Origin of the sequence: Nocardia uniformis NBRC 13702, from assembly GCF_001613345.1 — a bacterium.
Classification (GTDB): Bacteria; Actinomycetota; Actinomycetes; order Mycobacteriales; family Mycobacteriaceae; genus Nocardia; species Nocardia uniformis.
Window position 1 is genome coordinate 87,207 of record NZ_BDCE01000073.1, and the last position, 16,606, is coordinate 103,812.

The 16,606-nt window shown below is 66.5% G+C and carries 12 protein-coding genes; 4 read left to right on the forward strand and 8 right to left on the reverse strand.

The genetic code is table 11. From position 1 onward, the window contains the following. Positions 1 to 55: 55 nt before the first annotated feature. From NU1_RS27845 to NU1_RS27855, 3 genes are read right to left on the reverse strand one after another with little or no spacing between them, the layout of a single operon-like run. The gene (locus NU1_RS27845) at positions 56 to 901 is read right to left on the reverse strand and encodes an ABC transporter ATP-binding protein (protein WP_067525960.1); all 846 of its coding nucleotides are present in this window, start codon (positions 899 to 901) and stop codon (positions 56 to 58) included. Continuing rightward, on the reverse strand, positions 898 to 1,932 hold the full coding sequence (locus NU1_RS27850; RefSeq protein WP_067526137.1) for a FecCD family ABC transporter permease: 1,035 nt from the start codon (positions 1,930 to 1,932) through the stop codon (positions 898 to 900). The genes NU1_RS27845 and NU1_RS27850 overlap by 4 nt, the downstream gene beginning before the upstream one ends. 59 nt (positions 1,933 to 1,991) lie before the next feature. After that, positions 1,992 to 2,999 (reverse strand): iron chelate uptake ABC transporter family permease subunit, encoded by a 1,008-nt coding sequence (locus tag NU1_RS27855; protein ID WP_245720344.1) that lies wholly within the window; start codon positions 2,997 to 2,999, stop codon positions 1,992 to 1,994. Positions 3,000 to 3,047: 48 nt separating this feature from the next. On the opposite strand from NU1_RS27855, the gene NU1_RS27860 reads away from it, so the two are divergent. From NU1_RS27860 to NU1_RS27875, 4 genes are all read left to right on the forward strand, one after another. Then, positions 3,048 to 4,079: an ABC transporter substrate-binding protein gene (locus tag NU1_RS27860; protein WP_067525964.1), complete on the forward strand. Its 1,032-nt coding sequence runs from the start codon at positions 3,048 to 3,050 to the stop codon at positions 4,077 to 4,079. Between the two features lie 114 nt (positions 4,080 to 4,193). Then, a complete protein-coding gene (locus tag NU1_RS27865) occupies positions 4,194 to 5,732 on the forward strand; it encodes an HD domain-containing phosphohydrolase (protein ID WP_067525966.1) in 1,539 nt (512 codons plus the stop codon). A 105-nt stretch (positions 5,733 to 5,837) separates the two neighbouring features. Then, positions 5,838 to 6,677, forward strand: a complete 840-nt coding sequence (locus tag NU1_RS27870) for an alpha/beta fold hydrolase (RefSeq protein WP_067525968.1) — start codon at positions 5,838 to 5,840, stop codon at positions 6,675 to 6,677. After that, positions 6,674 to 7,609 (forward strand): class I SAM-dependent methyltransferase, encoded by a 936-nt coding sequence (locus NU1_RS27875; protein WP_067525971.1) that lies wholly within the window; start codon positions 6,674 to 6,676, stop codon positions 7,607 to 7,609. Before NU1_RS27870 ends, NU1_RS27875 begins: the two co-directional genes overlap by 4 nt. Here NU1_RS27875 and NU1_RS27880 read toward each other — a convergent pair. The 5 genes from NU1_RS27880 to NU1_RS27900 all read right to left on the reverse strand — a co-directional run bounded on the left by NU1_RS27880 (position 7,561) and on the right by NU1_RS27900 (position 16,310). Then, positions 7,561 to 8,253 (reverse strand): formyltransferase family protein, encoded by a 693-nt coding sequence (locus NU1_RS27880; protein WP_067525973.1) that lies wholly within the window; start codon positions 8,251 to 8,253, stop codon positions 7,561 to 7,563. The genes NU1_RS27875 and NU1_RS27880 overlap by 49 nt on opposite strands. Continuing rightward, positions 8,250 to 11,357 (reverse strand): non-ribosomal peptide synthetase, encoded by a 3,108-nt coding sequence (locus tag NU1_RS27885; RefSeq protein ID WP_067525975.1) that lies wholly within the window; start codon positions 11,355 to 11,357, stop codon positions 8,250 to 8,252. The genes NU1_RS27880 and NU1_RS27885 overlap by 4 nt, the downstream gene beginning before the upstream one ends. A gap of 228 nt (positions 11,358 to 11,585) precedes the next feature. Further along, positions 11,586 to 12,305: an ABC transporter ATP-binding protein gene (locus NU1_RS27890; RefSeq protein ID WP_067525981.1), complete on the reverse strand. Its 720-nt coding sequence runs from the start codon at positions 12,303 to 12,305 to the stop codon at positions 11,586 to 11,588. Then, on the reverse strand, positions 12,302 to 15,073 hold the full coding sequence (locus NU1_RS27895; RefSeq protein WP_067525983.1) for a branched-chain amino acid ABC transporter permease/ATP-binding protein: 2,772 nt from the start codon (positions 15,071 to 15,073) through the stop codon (positions 12,302 to 12,304). The genes NU1_RS27890 and NU1_RS27895 overlap by 4 nt, the downstream gene beginning before the upstream one ends. 46 nt (positions 15,074 to 15,119) lie before the next feature. Beyond that, a complete protein-coding gene (locus NU1_RS27900; protein WP_371859842.1) occupies positions 15,120 to 16,310 on the reverse strand; it encodes an ABC transporter substrate-binding protein in 1,191 nt (396 codons plus the stop codon). Positions 16,311 to 16,606 lie beyond the last annotated feature (296 nt).

Genomic DNA, 16,606 nt, shown 5'->3' on the forward strand with positions numbered 1-16,606 from the left:
TGCCGGTGTGGCTGGAATCGGACCGCCTGACCGAGCAGTTGCCGAAGGTGGGGCACTATCCGACCTCGACGGGGAGATTCAGCGGCGGGATCATCGAGACATCGGGGCGCGGCAGCGCATCGGGTACCACGATGACGGCACCGGTGCGTTCATCGGTGATCAGGCGACAGGTGATTCCGAAGACGTCGGTCACCAGGTCGGGCGTGAGCACTGCTCGGGGTGGACCTTCGACGATGATGTTCCCGTCCTTCATGACGACCAGGTGGTCGGCGTATCTGGCGGCCTGTTGCAGGTCGTGCAGTACGGCGACGATCGTGCGACCCTGGGTCGCCACCAGTTCCCGGACCAGTTCGAGCAGCGCGTACTGGTGCGCGATATCGAGGAAGGTGGTGGGTTCGTCGAGCAGTGCGATGGTGGTCTGTTGCGCGAGAACCATTGCCACCCAGGCGCGTTGACGTTGCCCACCGGACAGATCCTCGACGAGCCGGTCGGCGAGTTCGATCAGTCCGGTGGCGGTGAGCGCGCCGTCGACGGCGCGCTCGTCGTCGCGGCTCCACTGCCGCAGCAGACCCTGATGCGGGTAGCGGCCGCGGGCGACGAGATCGCGCACCGAGATTCCGCTGGGCGCGGACGCGCTCTGCGGCAGCAGCGCCACTCGCCGGGCCACATCCCTTGCTGATCGACCGCGCATATCGCGACCATCCAGTTCGACCCGGCCGGCGACGGGGGTGAGCAATCTGATCAAGGTACGCAGCAGGGTGGATTTGCCGCACCCGTTCGGGCCGACGATCGCCGTGAAAAGACCTTGCCGCACCTGGAAATCCAGTCCGGGTATCACCGTCTGCCGGTCCAACTCCACGCGCAGACCGGTGGCGGTGAGCGGTGAGAATGTTTCGGTCATCGGCGAGCCTCCCTGGCCAGTAGCGTGACGAGATAGATGCCGCCGATCGTCACGGTGACGACTCCGACCGGAAGCTGCGTCGGGGCGAACAGCCGTTGAGCCGCGAGATCGGCCGCCACGAGAATCAGCGCTCCGGTGGCCGCGACCGGCGCCAACGACACCCGCGAACCGCGAGTGAGAGCACGGGCGATATGGGGTGCCGCCAACGCCACGAATGAAATCGGTCCGACGAGCGCGGTGGAACACGCGGTCAGACCGACGCCGACCACCAGCAGCGACAGCTGAGTCGAGCGCAACGGCAACCCGAGCCCATGCGCGGCCTCATCGCCCATATCGAACAGATCCAGCCGCCGGGCCAGACACCCGGCCACCACGATCAGTGCCAACAACGCGATCACCCCGGGAACGACGTGCGGCCACCGTAATCCGTTCAATGTGCCCGCACCCCAGGTCGCTATGGCCATCGAGGCGTCGAGTTCGGCGGCGCGGATCAGCCAGCGGTTCACCGCCGCCAGCATCGCGCTGATTCCGAGCCCCACCACCACCATGCGCAGACCGGTAGAACCGGACCGCAGCGAGAGCAGATAGACCGCCGCCGCGGCGACCATGCCACCTGTCATCGCGCCGGTCGCGGTGGCGACGAAGCTGCCGAATCCGGCAAGCATCACGACGAGCGCTCCGGTGTAGGCACCGGTGTTGAAGCCGATAACATCGGGCGACCCCAACGGATTTCGGGTCAACGATTGGAATATCGCACCCGCGACAGCGAGCGCCGCACCGATCACCAGGGCCGCGACAACCCGCGGCAGCCGCCACTTCAACACCACGGTCGCGGCGAAACCGCCGTGGTCTCCGATGAGCACCGCGAACGCCTCGGACGGCGACACACCCGCTCCCCGCAGCACCAGCGATATCACCGCGAGGATCAGTGTCGCCGCGACCAGAGTCGCGGTCACCAGGACGGTCCGGCGGTGGATACGCAGACTCAGCGAGTCGCTCCGCAGCACCGTGTACGAGCGTCGGCGGCGCACGCCCGCCGGTATCGGTTCCGGCGTGGTGGTGCGCTGGTCGACCGAAAGTCGTTGCGCGCTCACAGTTCGATCACCTTCCGCCGCCGGGCCAGTGCGATGAGGAAGGGCGCACCCACGACCGCGACGACGATTCCGGCGGCGAGCTCGCCGCGGACCACGACCCGGCCGACGATATCGGCCAGCAAGAGGATCACCGCGCCGAGCAGTGCCGAATACAGGAGAACCCACCGGTAGTCGGGGCCGCATATCCAGCGAGCCAGATGCGGGACCATGAGACCCAGGAAGACGATCACACCCGCCGTCGCGGCCACCGAACCGGCCAGCAGTGTCGTCGCGGCGAGGGCCATGACACGGGTACCGCGCACCCCGGCACCCAATGACGCGGCCACCTCATCACCCATCGCGAGAGCATTGAGACGTCGACCGGTGAACAGGGCCAGGACCACGCCCGCCAGCACGAACGCGCTGATCGCGATGATCGGCCGGGTGGACCCGATGTCGATGGATCCGACGTTCCAGGTACGCAGGCGGTCGAACGCCTGAGGGTTCACCAGGGCGAGCGCTTGGCCCATGCCCTCCAGTACCGCGGACAGTGCGACACCGGCCAGTACCAGCCGCACCGGATCGACATTGCGACCCCGACCGATGAGGAACACGCCCACGGCAGCGACCAGGCCACCGGCGAAAGCGAACCAGATGTACCCCAGCACCGTCTCGATCCCCAGAATCCCCACGGCGAGAACAACACCGAAGGCAGCGCCGGCATTGATTCCCAGAATCCCCGGATCGGCCAACGGATTTCGGGTGAGCCCCTGGATCAGCGCACCCGCCACACCCATGGCCACCCCGGCGATCAGTCCCAGCGCAGTGCGTGGGACCCGGCCGTCCCACACCACGGCGTGATCGGGATTGGTCAGATCGGTGGTCAGCAGCGCGTCCAGTACCGCCGCGGGGGCCAGCGGGCGCGCGCCGACCATGAGTGACAACACCGCGACACCCACCACGGCGATGGCGAAGACCATGAGCCAGATCGCGCGCAGACCGGTGGCCCTGTTTCGGACGAGCATGCGAGGCACGGTAATGCAGTCAAGTTAGTTTAGGCTAATCTAACCTCCATGATTCGACTCCGCCGATCCAGCCGACAACGCGCCGCGCGCTCCACCGGAGCATTGACGCTGGCCCTCGTCGCCGCCGTCATTATGGCCGGTTGCTCGACCACCGAGGACGCGCGGAGCAACGTCGCCGCGGGCCAGCCGGGTTTCGGCACCGCCGATGAGGCGACAGCGAAACTCGGTTCCGCTGCCGCGCCGGGCGAATTCCCGCGAACCGTCACCCACGCCATGGGTACCGTCGAGATCCCAGCCAAGCCCCAACGAGTCGTAGTTCTGGATACCGGTGAGCTCGATTCCGTTCTGTCCCTGGGGATCACGCCGGTCGGGATGGCCACCACGCTGGGAGCGTCGCCCGTCCCGACCTATCTGGCCGACCGGCTCGAGGGCGTCGCATCCGTCGGTTCCATCCAGGAGATCAACCTCGAGGCGATTGCCGAACTGCGACCCGATCTGATCCTGGGCAGTCAGCTCAGGGTCGAGAAGCTGTACGCACAGCTCGCCGAGATCGCCCCGACCGTGCTGTCGATCCGACCGGGCTTCCCGTGGAAGGAGAACCACCTGCTGGTGGGTGCGGCGCTCGGTATGGAGAACGAGGTGACCGCGGCGCTGACCTCCTATGCCGACGCGATCGATCGGCTGAAATCCGAGGTCGAGGGCGAACCGACCATCTCGCTGGTGCGTTTCCTGCCCGACCGGCTGCGCCTGTACGGAAACAAATCACTGCTCGGCGTGATCCTCCGCGACGCCGGGCTCGCCCGCCCCGCGAAACAGGACATCGACGACCTCGCCGTCGAGATCTCCGCCGAGAACATCGCCGACGCCGACGGTTCGGTCATCTTCTACACCTCCTACGGCGCACCCGACGCCACCGGCGAGACCACCGTTGTCAACGGTGCCGGCTGGAAGGCCCTGCCCGCCGTCGCGGCCGGAAAGTCGTTCCGCGTCAATGACGACGTCTGGTTCCTCGGCCTCGGTCCCATCGGTGCGGAACTGATCGTGGCCGACCTCGGCAAGCTCCTCACGCCACTGCCGTAGCGGAACGCTTGCTGTGACACCTGTGTCGTCGCAGGTGGTGCCGCTGCCGGGGGAGACAATTTCAGCGGGCGTATCCGCCCATTGTCTGTTCGGGATGTCGGTACAGTCGATGCGATGGACCATGTCCGGCTGGCCGAGTTGTGTACAGCGACATCGCTGTTCACCGATCTGGGAACTGGTCAGCCGACCGAACACGGGTTGCGCACATGCCTGACCGCCATGCGACTGGCCGATGGGTTGGGCCTCGAGGCCCGGGCCCGTCCCGAGGTCTTCTATGTCTCGCTGGTGCGGTTCTTGGGTTGCACAGCCGATGCGCATCAGGTCGCGGCATTGGCCGGTGGCGACGAGATCCGGTTCTTGGCGGGTATGGCACCGATGACCATGGGTTCGCCGCGTGCGGAAGTCCTTCGAATGGTCAGCCTGGTCGCGGCCGGCCACCCCATCCCGCAACGACTGCTGGCGTTGGCGCGAGCGTTGACCGACCCCCGGGGCAAGGAACAACTGCTCGACGCGCACTGCGAGGTGGCGGCTCGTTTGTCTACCGAGATGGGTCTTCCGGCCGGGGTGGCCGATGCGCTGGAGGTCGCCTACGCCCGATGGGACGGACGGGGCGTGCCAACAGGTATCGGCGGGCAGGACATCCCGGTGTCGGTGCGGGTGTCGATCGTTGCCCGCGACGCGGAGCTGTGGGTGCGCGAGGCCGGGGTGGACACCGCCCGACGGGTATTGCGGGAGCGCCGTGGTCGCGCCTATGACCCCGATGTGGTCGATGCCGCGCTCGGAATCGGGCTGGAGACACTGTGCCACTACGAGGACGACCTGTGGGATGCGACTCTGGACCTGGAGCCGTCGCCTCGGCTGCGGGTGTCGGGCACCGACCTGCTCCAGGCGTTGGCGGCGCTGGGTGACTTCGCGGACTTGAAACTGCCCGAACGTTCCGGGTACTCCCGTCGCGTCGCCCGGATCGCCTCGCGCGCGGGGGAAGTGGCCAACCTCGATGCGGCGGACACGGACACCTTGGCGCGGGCGGCACTCGTGCACGACCTCGGGGTGGTGGCGGTGCCGACCGATGTGTGGCGTTCGCGGCATCGACCTGGCAGCGCCGGGTGGGAACAGATCCGGCTCCATCCACTCTGGACCGCGCGGGTGCTGTCGCGGTGTCCCGGCCTGGAGCGGGTGGCGACGGTGGCAAGGCGGCACCACGAGCGCCGGGATGGCAGCGGCTATCCGGTGGGGCTCACAGGTGATCTGGATCAGGCGTCGAGTCTGCTGGCGTGTGCGGTGCTGTTCGATGAGATGTCGGCGGCATCGTCGCCTGGCGGTGAGCGGCCCAGCCCAGCCGATGTGGCTGCCCAGATGGTGCGCCTGGCGCGCAGCGGCGCCATGGATCGTGGCGATGTCAACGCGGTACTCGGCGCGGTAGGCATCGCCGCGCCCCCGGTGGAAGTGGAGCGACCAGTCGGGTTGACCGAACGGGAGGTCGAGGTGCTGAGCCGATTGGCTCTCGGAGCCACCAACCGACAGATTGCTGAGACATTGGGCATCTCGGCCAAAACCGTTGGCGCCCACGTCGAGCACATCTACACCAAAGCCGGCGTGCGCTCCCGCGCCGCGGCGACCCTGTTCGCCATGCGGCACCACCTGGTGGGCTGAACGGGGGAGCGGGAGCCGGGCCGAAGCGACAAGATCGGGTGAACACCCGATGTGGAAAGGCGCGGCGTTTGTCATGGTTGCCTTCTTCGACAAGAAGGAGGAGACATGCCAACCGCCACGGTGAACGGTGTCGCGCTGTACTACGAGATCGTCGGCACGGGGGATCGGGTCGTCCTGACCCACGGGTCGTGGACCGATGCCACCGGGTGGGCACCCGTGGTGGCTGATCTGGCCGAACGGTACGAGGTGGTGACCTGGGACCGGCGCGGCCACTCCCGGAGCCGAGCCGGTGACAGTCCCGGCAGCCGCACTGAGGACGCCGCCGACCTGGCCGCCCTGATCGAGTATCTCGGCGGGCCGGTCCACGTCGTCGGCAACTCCTACGGTGCCATTGTCACCCTGACTCTGGTGGCCGCCCGGCCGGACCTCATCGTCACCGCCGCGGTCCACGAACCACCCTTGTTCGCCCTGCTCGAAGATGCTGACGACCCCGCCATCACTCGAGCGCTGGCAGCGGTCCACCGGAATGTGTCAACGGTGGCGAGGCTGATCGAGACGGGCGACCATCGTGGTGCGGCCGAGCATTTCATCGAGAACGTGGCGCTCGGTCCAGGTGGTTGGGAACGACTCCCCGCGGCTTTCCGAGCCGTGCTGGAAGCCAACGCACCCACCTACCTCGACGAGGTTCGCGATCCCACGGCGCTGTCGATCGACGCCGCGGCGCTGGCCGCGACCACCGTGCCGCTCCTGTTGACCCACGGCACGGAGAGCCCCGCGTTGTTCCCCGCCGTCATCGCCGAGTTGTCGCTGCTGGTTCCCACCGCGCAGACCGACACCTACACGGGCGCTGGGCACCTGCCGCACACCACCCACCCACACGAGTGGGTGGCCCGCCTGACCGCCTTCCACGACCAGGCCGGTCCCGGCGAGCGGCCAGCCGAATGATTCACGACAGTGACCGTCCCCGCCCCGCTGCCCCCGGGGGCAGCGGACCCGAACCGCATGCCGACTTCGATGCGTTCGAGGCTCACGGGTGGGAGAATGCCGCCGCCACCTATCAGTGGTTCTTCGATCCCATTACCGATCGACTGATCGACCCGCTTCTCGACGTCACCGGCGTCAGCCGTGGTACGACACTGCTCGATGTGGCCTGCGGGCACGGCAACCTCAGCGGACGTGCCGCAGCTCGGGGTGCTCACCCCTGGGGCGTGGACGTGGCCGAAGCCATGGTGGCGAGTGCTCGTCAGGCGCACCCCGGTATCGAGTTCAGCCGCGCCGACGCCTGTGAATTGCCTTGTGCCAGCGAGACATTCGATGTCGCCGTGTCCAACTTCGCTATCTTGCACCTCGGCGAACCCGAACGCGGCGTTGCCGAACTCGCGCGCGTGCTGGCGCCGGGCGGGAAGGTGGCGCTCACCGTATGGGATGTTCCCGCACGGGCCCGCCTGTTCGGGTGGGTCACCGAGGCGCTCGCTCTCGCTGGTGCCGAACCACCCGACGACATCCCGCCGGGACCACCCTTCTTCCGGTTCGCCGACGACGAAGAGATGCATAGACTCCTCGAAGGCAATGGCTTCGAGAAGACCACGATTCACACCATCGCCTTCACCCATACCGTCGCCTCGACCGACCTGGTATGGACCGGGATCGTCGGTGGAACCGTCCGCACCGCGGCCCTGGTCCGCAACCAGCCACCCTCGGTCCAACGTGCCATACGTGCCGCGTTCGATGAGGTGGTGGCCCGCGAATCACCGGGCAGCCAGGTCGTCATACCGTTCTCGGTCAAGCTGGCCTCAGCGACCAATGCCAAGAACCCCACGCGCCGGACCTATCGCTTCGTGCGCGTCCCAGCCAGTCTTTCACCGAGGTCGGGATAGTACGCCGAGAAGATGCCGAGGTCGGTGGCTCGAGAGTAGTCCGGGTGATCGGCGAGGTCGCGGAGGGCGTGCAGAGATTCGCGGCCGTAGTACCCGCTGCCTTCGGCAGGCTGGGGGATGGGGGTGGTGCGGTTAGCGACGATGGGTTCCAGGTTGCGCTCGAAGAGGAGCGTGCAGGCTCTCAGGCCCTCGAGCATGATGTCCTGGAATCCGTCGGCACGGGTGATCGGGAACCGTTCGGCGTCGATGATGGCACCGGTATCCACGTCGGCATCGATTTCGTGCAGGGTTGCGCCGTAGGCATTGTCGCCGTTGAGGATCGCGTAGGCGATGGCGGCTTCGGGGAGCCCGCGATGACGGGGCAGAAGCCCGTTGTGGATGTTGTAGACGCGGAACCCCTTGTTCAGGATGGGGTCTCGCAGAATGGTGGCGTTGTTGATGGAGAATACGATGCCGTCGGTGGCGGCGTTCGCCAGTCGGTCCGCGTCGTTGTTCACATCGGCGCAGGCCAGCAGCGGATGCCGCCGGTTACCTGCCGACAATTCTTGGCCGACAGGTACGACGACGAGATCGACGAGGTGTCCGGCCCCCGCGGCGAAATCGACTGCACGCCACAGCAGGGAACCGCTTCCGATAAAGATCATCGCTCTTCTCCCGCACCGGCCGCGACGGCCACGGCTTCGCATACTCGATTCAGGGTCAGATGATGGATGAGGCCCTCCACCTGGGCGACAAATGCCTGTTCGGACGCGGTGCCGACAATCTGCCGTGAGACCTGGGCAAGCATCTCCACCGTCGCGAGCGAGTCACCGCCGAGGGCGAAGAAGTCCGAATCCGCCGCGAGATCCGTCGAGTCGCAACGCAGGACGCGCGCCCAGATCGCGGCGACCTGCTCTCGTACCTCGGCGCCGGTGTCGTTCGCGAGCGGCGAACTCGAGTTCACGTCGGACTCGTCCACGACCTCCGCGGCGCGCAGTTCGACGAGTGCGGCACGATCGGTCTTGCCGTTGCTGGTCAACGGAAGTTCGGCGAGTCGGTGAAAGCTGCTGGGGATCATGTACACCGGTAGCCGGGCGGCCAGAAAGTCGCGTAGTGCGCTGTCGTCCAAGTGCCCTGCGGGTGTGGTCGGGGCGGGCACCACGAAGGCGTCGAGCACATGATCGCTGTGCTCGGCCCGGCGTCGGCTGACTACGCACGCGGCAGCGATGTCGGGATGGGATTCCAAAACACAGCGGATCTCGTCGGGTTCTACACGATTGCCGCGAATTTTGACCTGATGATCGATTCGGCCGATGAATTCGAGCGTTCCGTCGGGCAGACGGCGTACCAGATCCCCCGTCCGATACGTGCGTTCACCCCGCACTGTGACAAACCGTGCCGCGGTCAGTTCAGGCCGATCGATGTATCCCGCGGCGACTTGCGGGCCACCCAAATACAGTTCTCCTACTTCGCCATCGGACACCGACTGCCCTGCGGAATTCAGCAGGTGCACGGTAGTACCCGGTGACGGCACACCGATGGGCGTCGATGCCGCACCCGGCGACGTATGGTCGCTGAGGATATGCGAGGTGCATACCAGCGAGACCTCGGTGGGGCCGTAGCTGTTGACCAATCGCACAGTGGGACCGAAGAATTCGCGAACTCGGCGGGCCAGGTCGAGGCTGAGCTGCTCACCACCGAGCACGACGGTACGCACACCTGACGGTGCAATGCCCTGGCGCAGTGCGACTTCCGCGAGGCTCGGCGTGAAGAAGAGAGTGTCGGCGCCGTTCTCGCCCAGCATGTCCGCCAGGGTCAGATGGTTGATCTCGCCGGGTGCCAGCAGTACCGCGCCACCCGCGACGGCAGGTGACACCATGGCCATACAGGCCATATCGGCGGCGGGGGTGTGATAGTGCGCGAACCTGGTCTCGGGGGTGAGTTGGTACCAGTCCAGTGCGGCGCGCAGATAGTGCACGACGCCGTCGTGAGTGACCTTGACGCCCTTCGGTCGCCCGGTCGAGCCGGACGTGTAGGTCACATAGGCGACGTCGGTGGGCAGGACCGCGACATCGACGGCTTCCGCGCCGCTCTCGGGCAGATCCTCGAGCGTCAGGACCGGCACGGTGTCGCCGACCAGATCGGCGTGCCGACGCGCGACCAGGCAGATGCGCGTCCCGGAGTCGCTCAACGTCTGAGCGATCCGTTCCCTCGGGTGTTTGGGATCCAGTGGCAGGAAGGCGGCCCCGGCCTCGAGGATTCCCCATTGCCCCGCCATACCCGCCAGGGTCCGACCGGAGAGAATGGCGACGATATCGCCACGCCGCACCCCGTATTCGCGAAGCCGTGCTGCGATTGCGGCGGAGCGCGCCCCCAATTGCGCATAGGTGAGCGCTCCGTCGGGTCCGGTGACCGCGAGCCCCTCGGGGCGGATCGCGGCCTGCTCGCGAAGCACCTGAACCAGTGTCGCGGCCTGCCGTGCGGGAACACTGTGGCTCTGCTCCGCTGTTGTCGTAAGCGGCGTCCCCGCCGGTCGCTCGGACTCGAGTTGGTCTACCTCCGCAGTCGCGGCAACCATCGTCGACGCGCCCGGCTCCGGTTCTCCGAGCGCGACGACGATCGCGTCCAGCAGGCTTTCGAGCCGTTCCGCGACACCCCGACCGTTCCGGCAGGACACCGTGATTCCGATCGTCTGCTCCGATTCCACGATCGCGAAACTGATCGGCGCGAGCCCGGTGTGCGCGGGGAGGGCGACGACGGCTGTCGGGGTGAAATCCGGTGCGGCGAAGTCCGCGATCGCTACCTTGCCCGCATGGGAAATGATGGCCGAGCACAGGTTTCGGCCCGTCCGCCGTCCGAGCGTCTCTATGCCTCGAATGATTCTCTTCGCAATGGGAACAGGAATCAGTTCCAGCCCGGGTTGTTTCATCTGATTGAGCTCATCGCGCCGCATCAGCCCCGCCAGCATCCGGGCGTTGATCTCCTGCCAGCTCTCTCCCGGCGTGATGTCCAGGAACAACGGCAGCGTGAGGTTCGCGGTGGAGCGCAACGCGCCATCGTGTCTGCGCAGATCGACCGGAACCATGATCCGCGACCGTGAACCGTTCACGGTGGTGACGATTTCGCTGATTCGCGCCACAGCGGAGGAAGCCGTCCCCCGCACGGTTCGATGCCGCAGCAGGAAGGGGCGCTCCGCGATATCGGCCCCGTGTCCGACCGGTGCGCGGAATCGCAGGCGCATCGGCACCGGACTTCCGGGAATGCCCAGGCGCACAGCCAGATCGAGATCGGTGGTGGCGTGTGACGCGCCTTCGGGCTCGGCACCGCGCAGCGCCCGAAAGACGTCCGTAGCCCACATCTGCAGCCCCTTGGCATCCATGACGCCGTGGAAGGCTCGGAAGATCACGGTGACCGGATCGGCGGTGAGCAGCACGACCTCACAGTTGGGCGCCTCGGATACGTAATCCGGTCGCGCGATAGGGGTGTTCAGAATGCTGTCGTCGGTCAAATGGTCGTAGTCGATAGCGGCATTCGCCACCCGGACGCGCGGTGTCACCGCACCCGCGACCCAGTCCTTGCCCGACCGCACCAGCCGCGCACCCGGATGCACCCGCGAGGCGAGGTCGACGGCCTGCTGCAGTCGAGCCGCATCGAGCGCGCCCGCACCTTCGACCACCACCTGGATCAGGAAGGGCGGGTGTACCTCCCGCGCCGACAGATACAACTGCTCGGTGGGCGAGATGCGGCGACGAAAAACGCTGCTGCTCAACTAGATCGACTCCTCGAAAGTGCTCGTGCTCGATAGAGTCCGGACCAGCCACGAACCCCTGCGATCCGACTCGCAGCAAGTTTAGGTGTGGCAAACAGAAGGTGACGGTGTGCGATTACTCTCAACCGCGCACTCCCGATTCCAGCGTCCATCCCGCAGTGTCCCCACCCATACGTATGGTCGGACCATCGCTCGGAGCGGCAGGGCACCGAACGTGATGGTTGCCGATCAGGGCTGCGCTACACCGAGGTAGGCGCATTCGACGCGTGCGGGATCCTCACGGAAAGCGCTCGCGGTGTCCTGATCCACGATATGGCCGTGGACCAGGATCGCCGCCCGGTCGGCGATGCCGAGCGCCAGGTGCACGTGTTGTTCGACCAGCAGCACGCTCAGGTTCTCATCGATCGTGAGTGCACGTAGTACATCGAGGATCTCGGTGACGATCACCGGGGCCAGACCCGTACTCAATTCGTCGATGAGTAGCACTTTCGGCCGTTGCAGAATGGCTCGGCCGATGGCCAGCATCTGCTGTTCGCCGCCCGAGAGCCGACCGGCCGGCACTCCCAGCCGTTTCTCCAGTGCCGGAAAGTATTCGAGAATCTGCTCGACTCCTGCTCGACGGCGTGCGCGTTGTGCGACCGCGAGTTGCAGGTTCTGCTTGGTGCTCAGCTGCCGAAACAGGGCACGGTCGTCGGGCACCAGTACCATTCCGGCACGTACTGTTTCACGAGGTCGGCCGCTGCCGATCGCGTGGCCCGCCACCCGGATCTCGCCGCCGTCGCGGGGGACCAGGCCGGACAATGCCATGAGCAGCGTGGTCTTACCGGCGCCGTTCGGTCCCAGTAGGCAGGTGATCTCCCCGGCCGCCAGGCTCAGGTCGACATCGCGTACACAGGGACGCTCCCTGATGTACCCGGCAGTGAGACCCCGGCATTCCATGGTGGTCACAGCGATGCCTCCTGCTCGGCCGTTGCGGCAGCCCGTGATTCGGGTGTGGATTCGACGGCGTCGGTGGGCATACCCAAATAGGCCCGGCGCACATCCGGGTGCGCACGAATCTCCTCGGGAGTGCCGCTGGCGATGACCCGGCCCAGATCCAGCACGATGACGCGGTCGCAGATGGTCAGCACCAGTTCCATATCGTGATCCACCAGCAGAATGGCGGTACCGCTGTCGCGTACCGACCGCAATTTCTGTCCCAGCCAACGGCTTTCGGTGTTGTCCAGACCGGCGGCGGGCTCATCGAGTAGAGCGACCTTCGGTTCGGCGGCGAGTACCCGCGCCATCGACACCAGCTGACGCTGTCCCTGCGAGAGGGACGCGGCTTCGCGTTCGGCCAGATCCTCCAGGCCCAGGACCGACAGTGTGCGCGAGACACGCTGCGCGATAGGCAGTTCCGAGTGCGAGCGGGCCGCGCCGACGCGCACGTTCTCCGCCACGGTGAGGTCGTCGTAGAGCTCCACGTCCTGGAAGCTGCGACCGAGCCCGGATCGGCTGCGCCGGTGCGGGGCCTGTCCATCGAGCGACTCGCCCGCCAGCCGCACCGAACCGGTCGCGACGGCGAATCCGGTGACGGCGTCGATGACCGTCGTCTTACCCGCCCCGTTGGGGCCGATGAGGCCGACGATTTCGCCCGGATAGACCTCGAAGCCGATATCGGTCGCGGCTTTGACCGCCCCGTAATCGACGCTGATCCCGGATACCGCGAAGGCCGGTGCGGCCGGATCCGCCGACACCGGAACGGGTGCGGCAATCGCGGCGGTGACTGGTATCTCGGTGCGGCCCTTCCAATTCCACGCAGGCCAGGGCAGGCGGGGGAGCTTGCTGGCAATGCCGTCGGGATTGGTCATGACCGTCACGATGAGCAGCACGCCACTGGTCACCGCGTAGTAGTCACCGGCACCGAGGAATCGATCGACCAGCAGATACAGCACACCGCCGGGGGCCATGATGCCGGCCAGTATCGCTCCGGTGATGGAGGTGATGCCCGCGACGTAGATGATCGCGAATACCGAGATCCCGAGGAAGACCGTGAAGGGTTCCGGAGTGGCCATGCTGTGCTGATAGCCCAGCAGCGCACCGCACAGACCGGCGATGAACGCGCTGATGGCGAAGGCGAACAGCTTGGTGCGGGATACGTCGATCCCGGCGGCTGCCGCGGAGCGCTCATTGGCGCGCACCGCGAGCATGTCGGTGCCGAGCCTGCTGCGGCGCAGCCACGCGACGCCGAGGCCGACGGCGGTGAGCACGGCCAGGCACAGCAGCGCGAAAGGTATGCGCGGATACGATTCACCCGCACCGATGCCGAGGTCGATCCCGAACAGCCGGGGGGTGTCGACGGGGGAGCCGTCGACACCGCCGTTCAGGTCGGAGTTGCGGAACCAGAAGGCCTCCACGAAGACCGCCAGGGCGAGGGTGACCACGGTGAGCGGTAGCCCGCGCACCCGCAAGGCCGGTAGTCCGACAACGACGCCCACCATGGTGGCGAACAGGGCCGCGAGTATCGGCGCGAACGGGAACGGAACTCCGAGATGCTGATTCAGCACGCTCACCGAGTACGCTGCGACGCCCGCGAGGGTGAGCTGGGCGAGTGAGATCTGTCCGGCGTAGCCGGTGATGACGACCTGCGACAAACCGAGAACGGCGAAGATGATGCTGCTGATGATGGCGGCGCGGTAGCTGCCGGCGGTCGCCAGCAGCGCTACCACCACGATGCCCAGCGACAGCAGCACCGGGATCGCGATGTTGTTCGGCCGGGGCGCGCGACCGAGTGTCTTGCGCACCACACTGCCGCGATCGGGGAGCGGCCGTCCCCTCAGCACCAGGAAGCCGAGGATGAGCAGCAGCGAAACTGCCTCGGCGGTACCGGATTTCGGCATCCACTCGTAGAGGGACTGTAGGTTGGTGGTTTCGGCCTGCAGCGCTCCGATCGTGATACCCGCCGCCACCGTGAGTGCGATCGAACTGAAATTGCCGACCAGGGTGGCCGCGAGCGCCGGCACGATGAACAGCGAGTACGCGACCGGGTTGAGCGCGACCAGCGGTGCGATCAGGATGCCGCTGAGACCGGCGACCACCGACGACAGTGCCCAGTTGCTGAACGCGATCCGGTCGGGGGAGAGCCCGGTGAGATAGGCGCCCTTCTCCGATTCCGCGGCCGCCTCGGTCGCGACACCGAATCGGGTGAGGCGGAAGATCGCGAGGGCGGCGATCGCGATCGCGACGACCGCCACGGCCAGCCACACCCGATCGGTGGGCACATTGCGGTCCCCGATCGCGAAGCTGTCGAGCCGGAAGATCGGCTCCACCGAGATCAGTCCGGTGCCCACACGCTGAGCGATGAGCGCCTGAATGACAATCATCAGCCCAATGGACGCAACGGCTTTCGCGACGACCGGGGCGGTGCGCATCGGACGGAAGATCAGGGCGTAGCACAGCACGCCGAGTACAGCGGCGACAACCAGAGAGATCGCCATGGCCGGGCCGACACCGAGCGGCTGACCGAGGTCGACCGTCTTGGGCAGACCCGGTATCGGGACCATGAATTCACCGGTCCGCAGCAACGCGTAGGTGTATGCGGTGTAGAGCGCGACGGTGCCGGTCGCGAAGTTCACGACACCCGAACTCTTGAACGTCATGACGAGCGCGAGTCCGAGCGCCGCGTACACCGCCCCGTTGCCGAGGCCCAGGAATAGGAAGGAAATATGGTCTGTCATGGCGAATCTCTCTGGCTGAAACCGGCTGCCTACCGCTGTGCGCTAGCTATCCGGCGAGCTGGAGATCGACCGCCACACCCTTGTCATTGATTTCGCCGTACATCATTTGGCGCGAGCAGATGGAGGCCATCATCGGCGACGCGGTGCCGTCGCAGGTGAAGGTGATGCCGCCGCCCGCGGGCATTTCGACGTCACGCGCGGTCTTGAGCGCGTCCTTGATGGCGGCCGGGGTGATCTCGCCCTGGATTCCGGCGCCGGCCGCGACCACCGCCATGACGACCTGGTAGCCCGAGGCCGCCATTCCGGTCACGTGAGTGTCGGGTGCGTACTGCTGCAAGACCGTTCGGTACAGGACCGAATCCGGGCGATCGGACAGATAATCGGTGCCGGTGACGCCGATGCTGCCGATCACCGCATCCATGCCGATGACCTTGGTGACGGCCGGATCGAGACAGACAGGGATGAAGATCTTCTTCACCGCGGGGTCGGTGGTCTGGATTGCCTTGAACACCGAACTGCACGTCGCGGCGTCGGCGACCACGCTGACACCCTCGGGCTTACTCGACAGCCCGGCGGTGACCAGAGGCGTCGGATCCGGCACGCCCAGCGGGATCGGTACCACCTTCAATTCGATCCCGGCGCCCTGGAAGATCGGCACGCCCATCGCATTGATGATCGCGCCCGCACCGCCGCCGTCACTGGCGAAGATGGTGAACGACTTCAGGTTCTGCGATTTCGCCGCCGCCGTCATGGCGGTCAGCATGCCGGGCAGGCCCGCCGACAACGCCGAGGAATCCGGCGAGGTGAGCTCCGCGGCGGAAACGCCGCTGAGCGTGATGTAGGGAATGCCCGCGCCCGCGACGATGGGAACCACCGTCCCACCCTGCGAGGTGCCCGCCGCCAGCACCGCGGCCACCTTCTTCTCCACCATCTCGTTCGCGCACTTGGTCGCCGAGGTCGGTTCCTCCTGCTGCTTGCACACCACGAGTTCGATCGGCCGACCCGCGAATCCGCCGCCATTGTTGTTCACGTACTCCACGGCCGCTTCGGCACCGCTGCGAATCTCGGGCAGCGACACCACCGCGCCGCCCTCGGTCGAGACGAATCCGATCTTCACCGGGTCACCGCTGGCCGGGTTGCTCGCCAGCGACGTGGTCGCCGCGCCCGCGACGGGGTTGTTCGCGTCCGATCCCTCATCGCCGGCGCACGCTGTCGCACCGAGCGCTGTGATCAGCACAAGGGCGCTGACTGCCGAAATAGTTCGCCTACGGCGACGAAGTCCACCATGGTGCATGTCCGAGCTCTCCTTCTACACAAGCAAGCGCTTGGTGTCCTGCGACACACTAATGGCCTGCAAATAATCCGCACTACTTATCACGTAATCGGCGGTTCTCAGGTCGGTAATGATCGCGAGGCTCGTTGCCGTAGTCGTCGGTGCGGTAGGTATGCCGAAGCTCGCTCGGAAGTGAAGTCCGCACCGAACGACCTCTCGAGTAGCACCATCGCGACACCACTCGGTAGAAGGCGTTCGGT

Coding starts and splice junctions, on each gene's coding strand:
- NU1_RS27895 (WP_067525983.1), bottom strand. CDS start 15,073: ATGACAGACCATATTTCCTTCCTATTCCTGGGCCTCGGCAACGGGGCG.
- NU1_RS27870 (WP_067525968.1), top strand. CDS start 5,838: ATGCCAACCGCCACGGTGAACGGTGTCGCGCTGTACTACGAGATCGTC.
- NU1_RS27855 (WP_245720344.1), bottom strand. CDS start 2,999: ATGCTCGTCCGAAACAGGGCCACCGGTCTGCGCGCGATCTGGCTCATG.
- NU1_RS27880 (WP_067525973.1), bottom strand. CDS start 8,253: ATGATCTTTATCGGAAGCGGTTCCCTGCTGTGGCGTGCAGTCGATTTC.
- NU1_RS27875 (WP_067525971.1), top strand. CDS start 6,674: ATGATTCACGACAGTGACCGTCCCCGCCCCGCTGCCCCCGGGGGCAGC.
- NU1_RS27845 (WP_067525960.1), bottom strand. CDS start 901: ATGACCGAAACATTCTCACCGCTCACCGCCACCGGTCTGCGCGTGGAG.
- NU1_RS27865 (WP_067525966.1), top strand. CDS start 4,194: ATGGACCATGTCCGGCTGGCCGAGTTGTGTACAGCGACATCGCTGTTC.
- NU1_RS27860 (WP_067525964.1), top strand. CDS start 3,048: ATGATTCGACTCCGCCGATCCAGCCGACAACGCGCCGCGCGCTCCACC.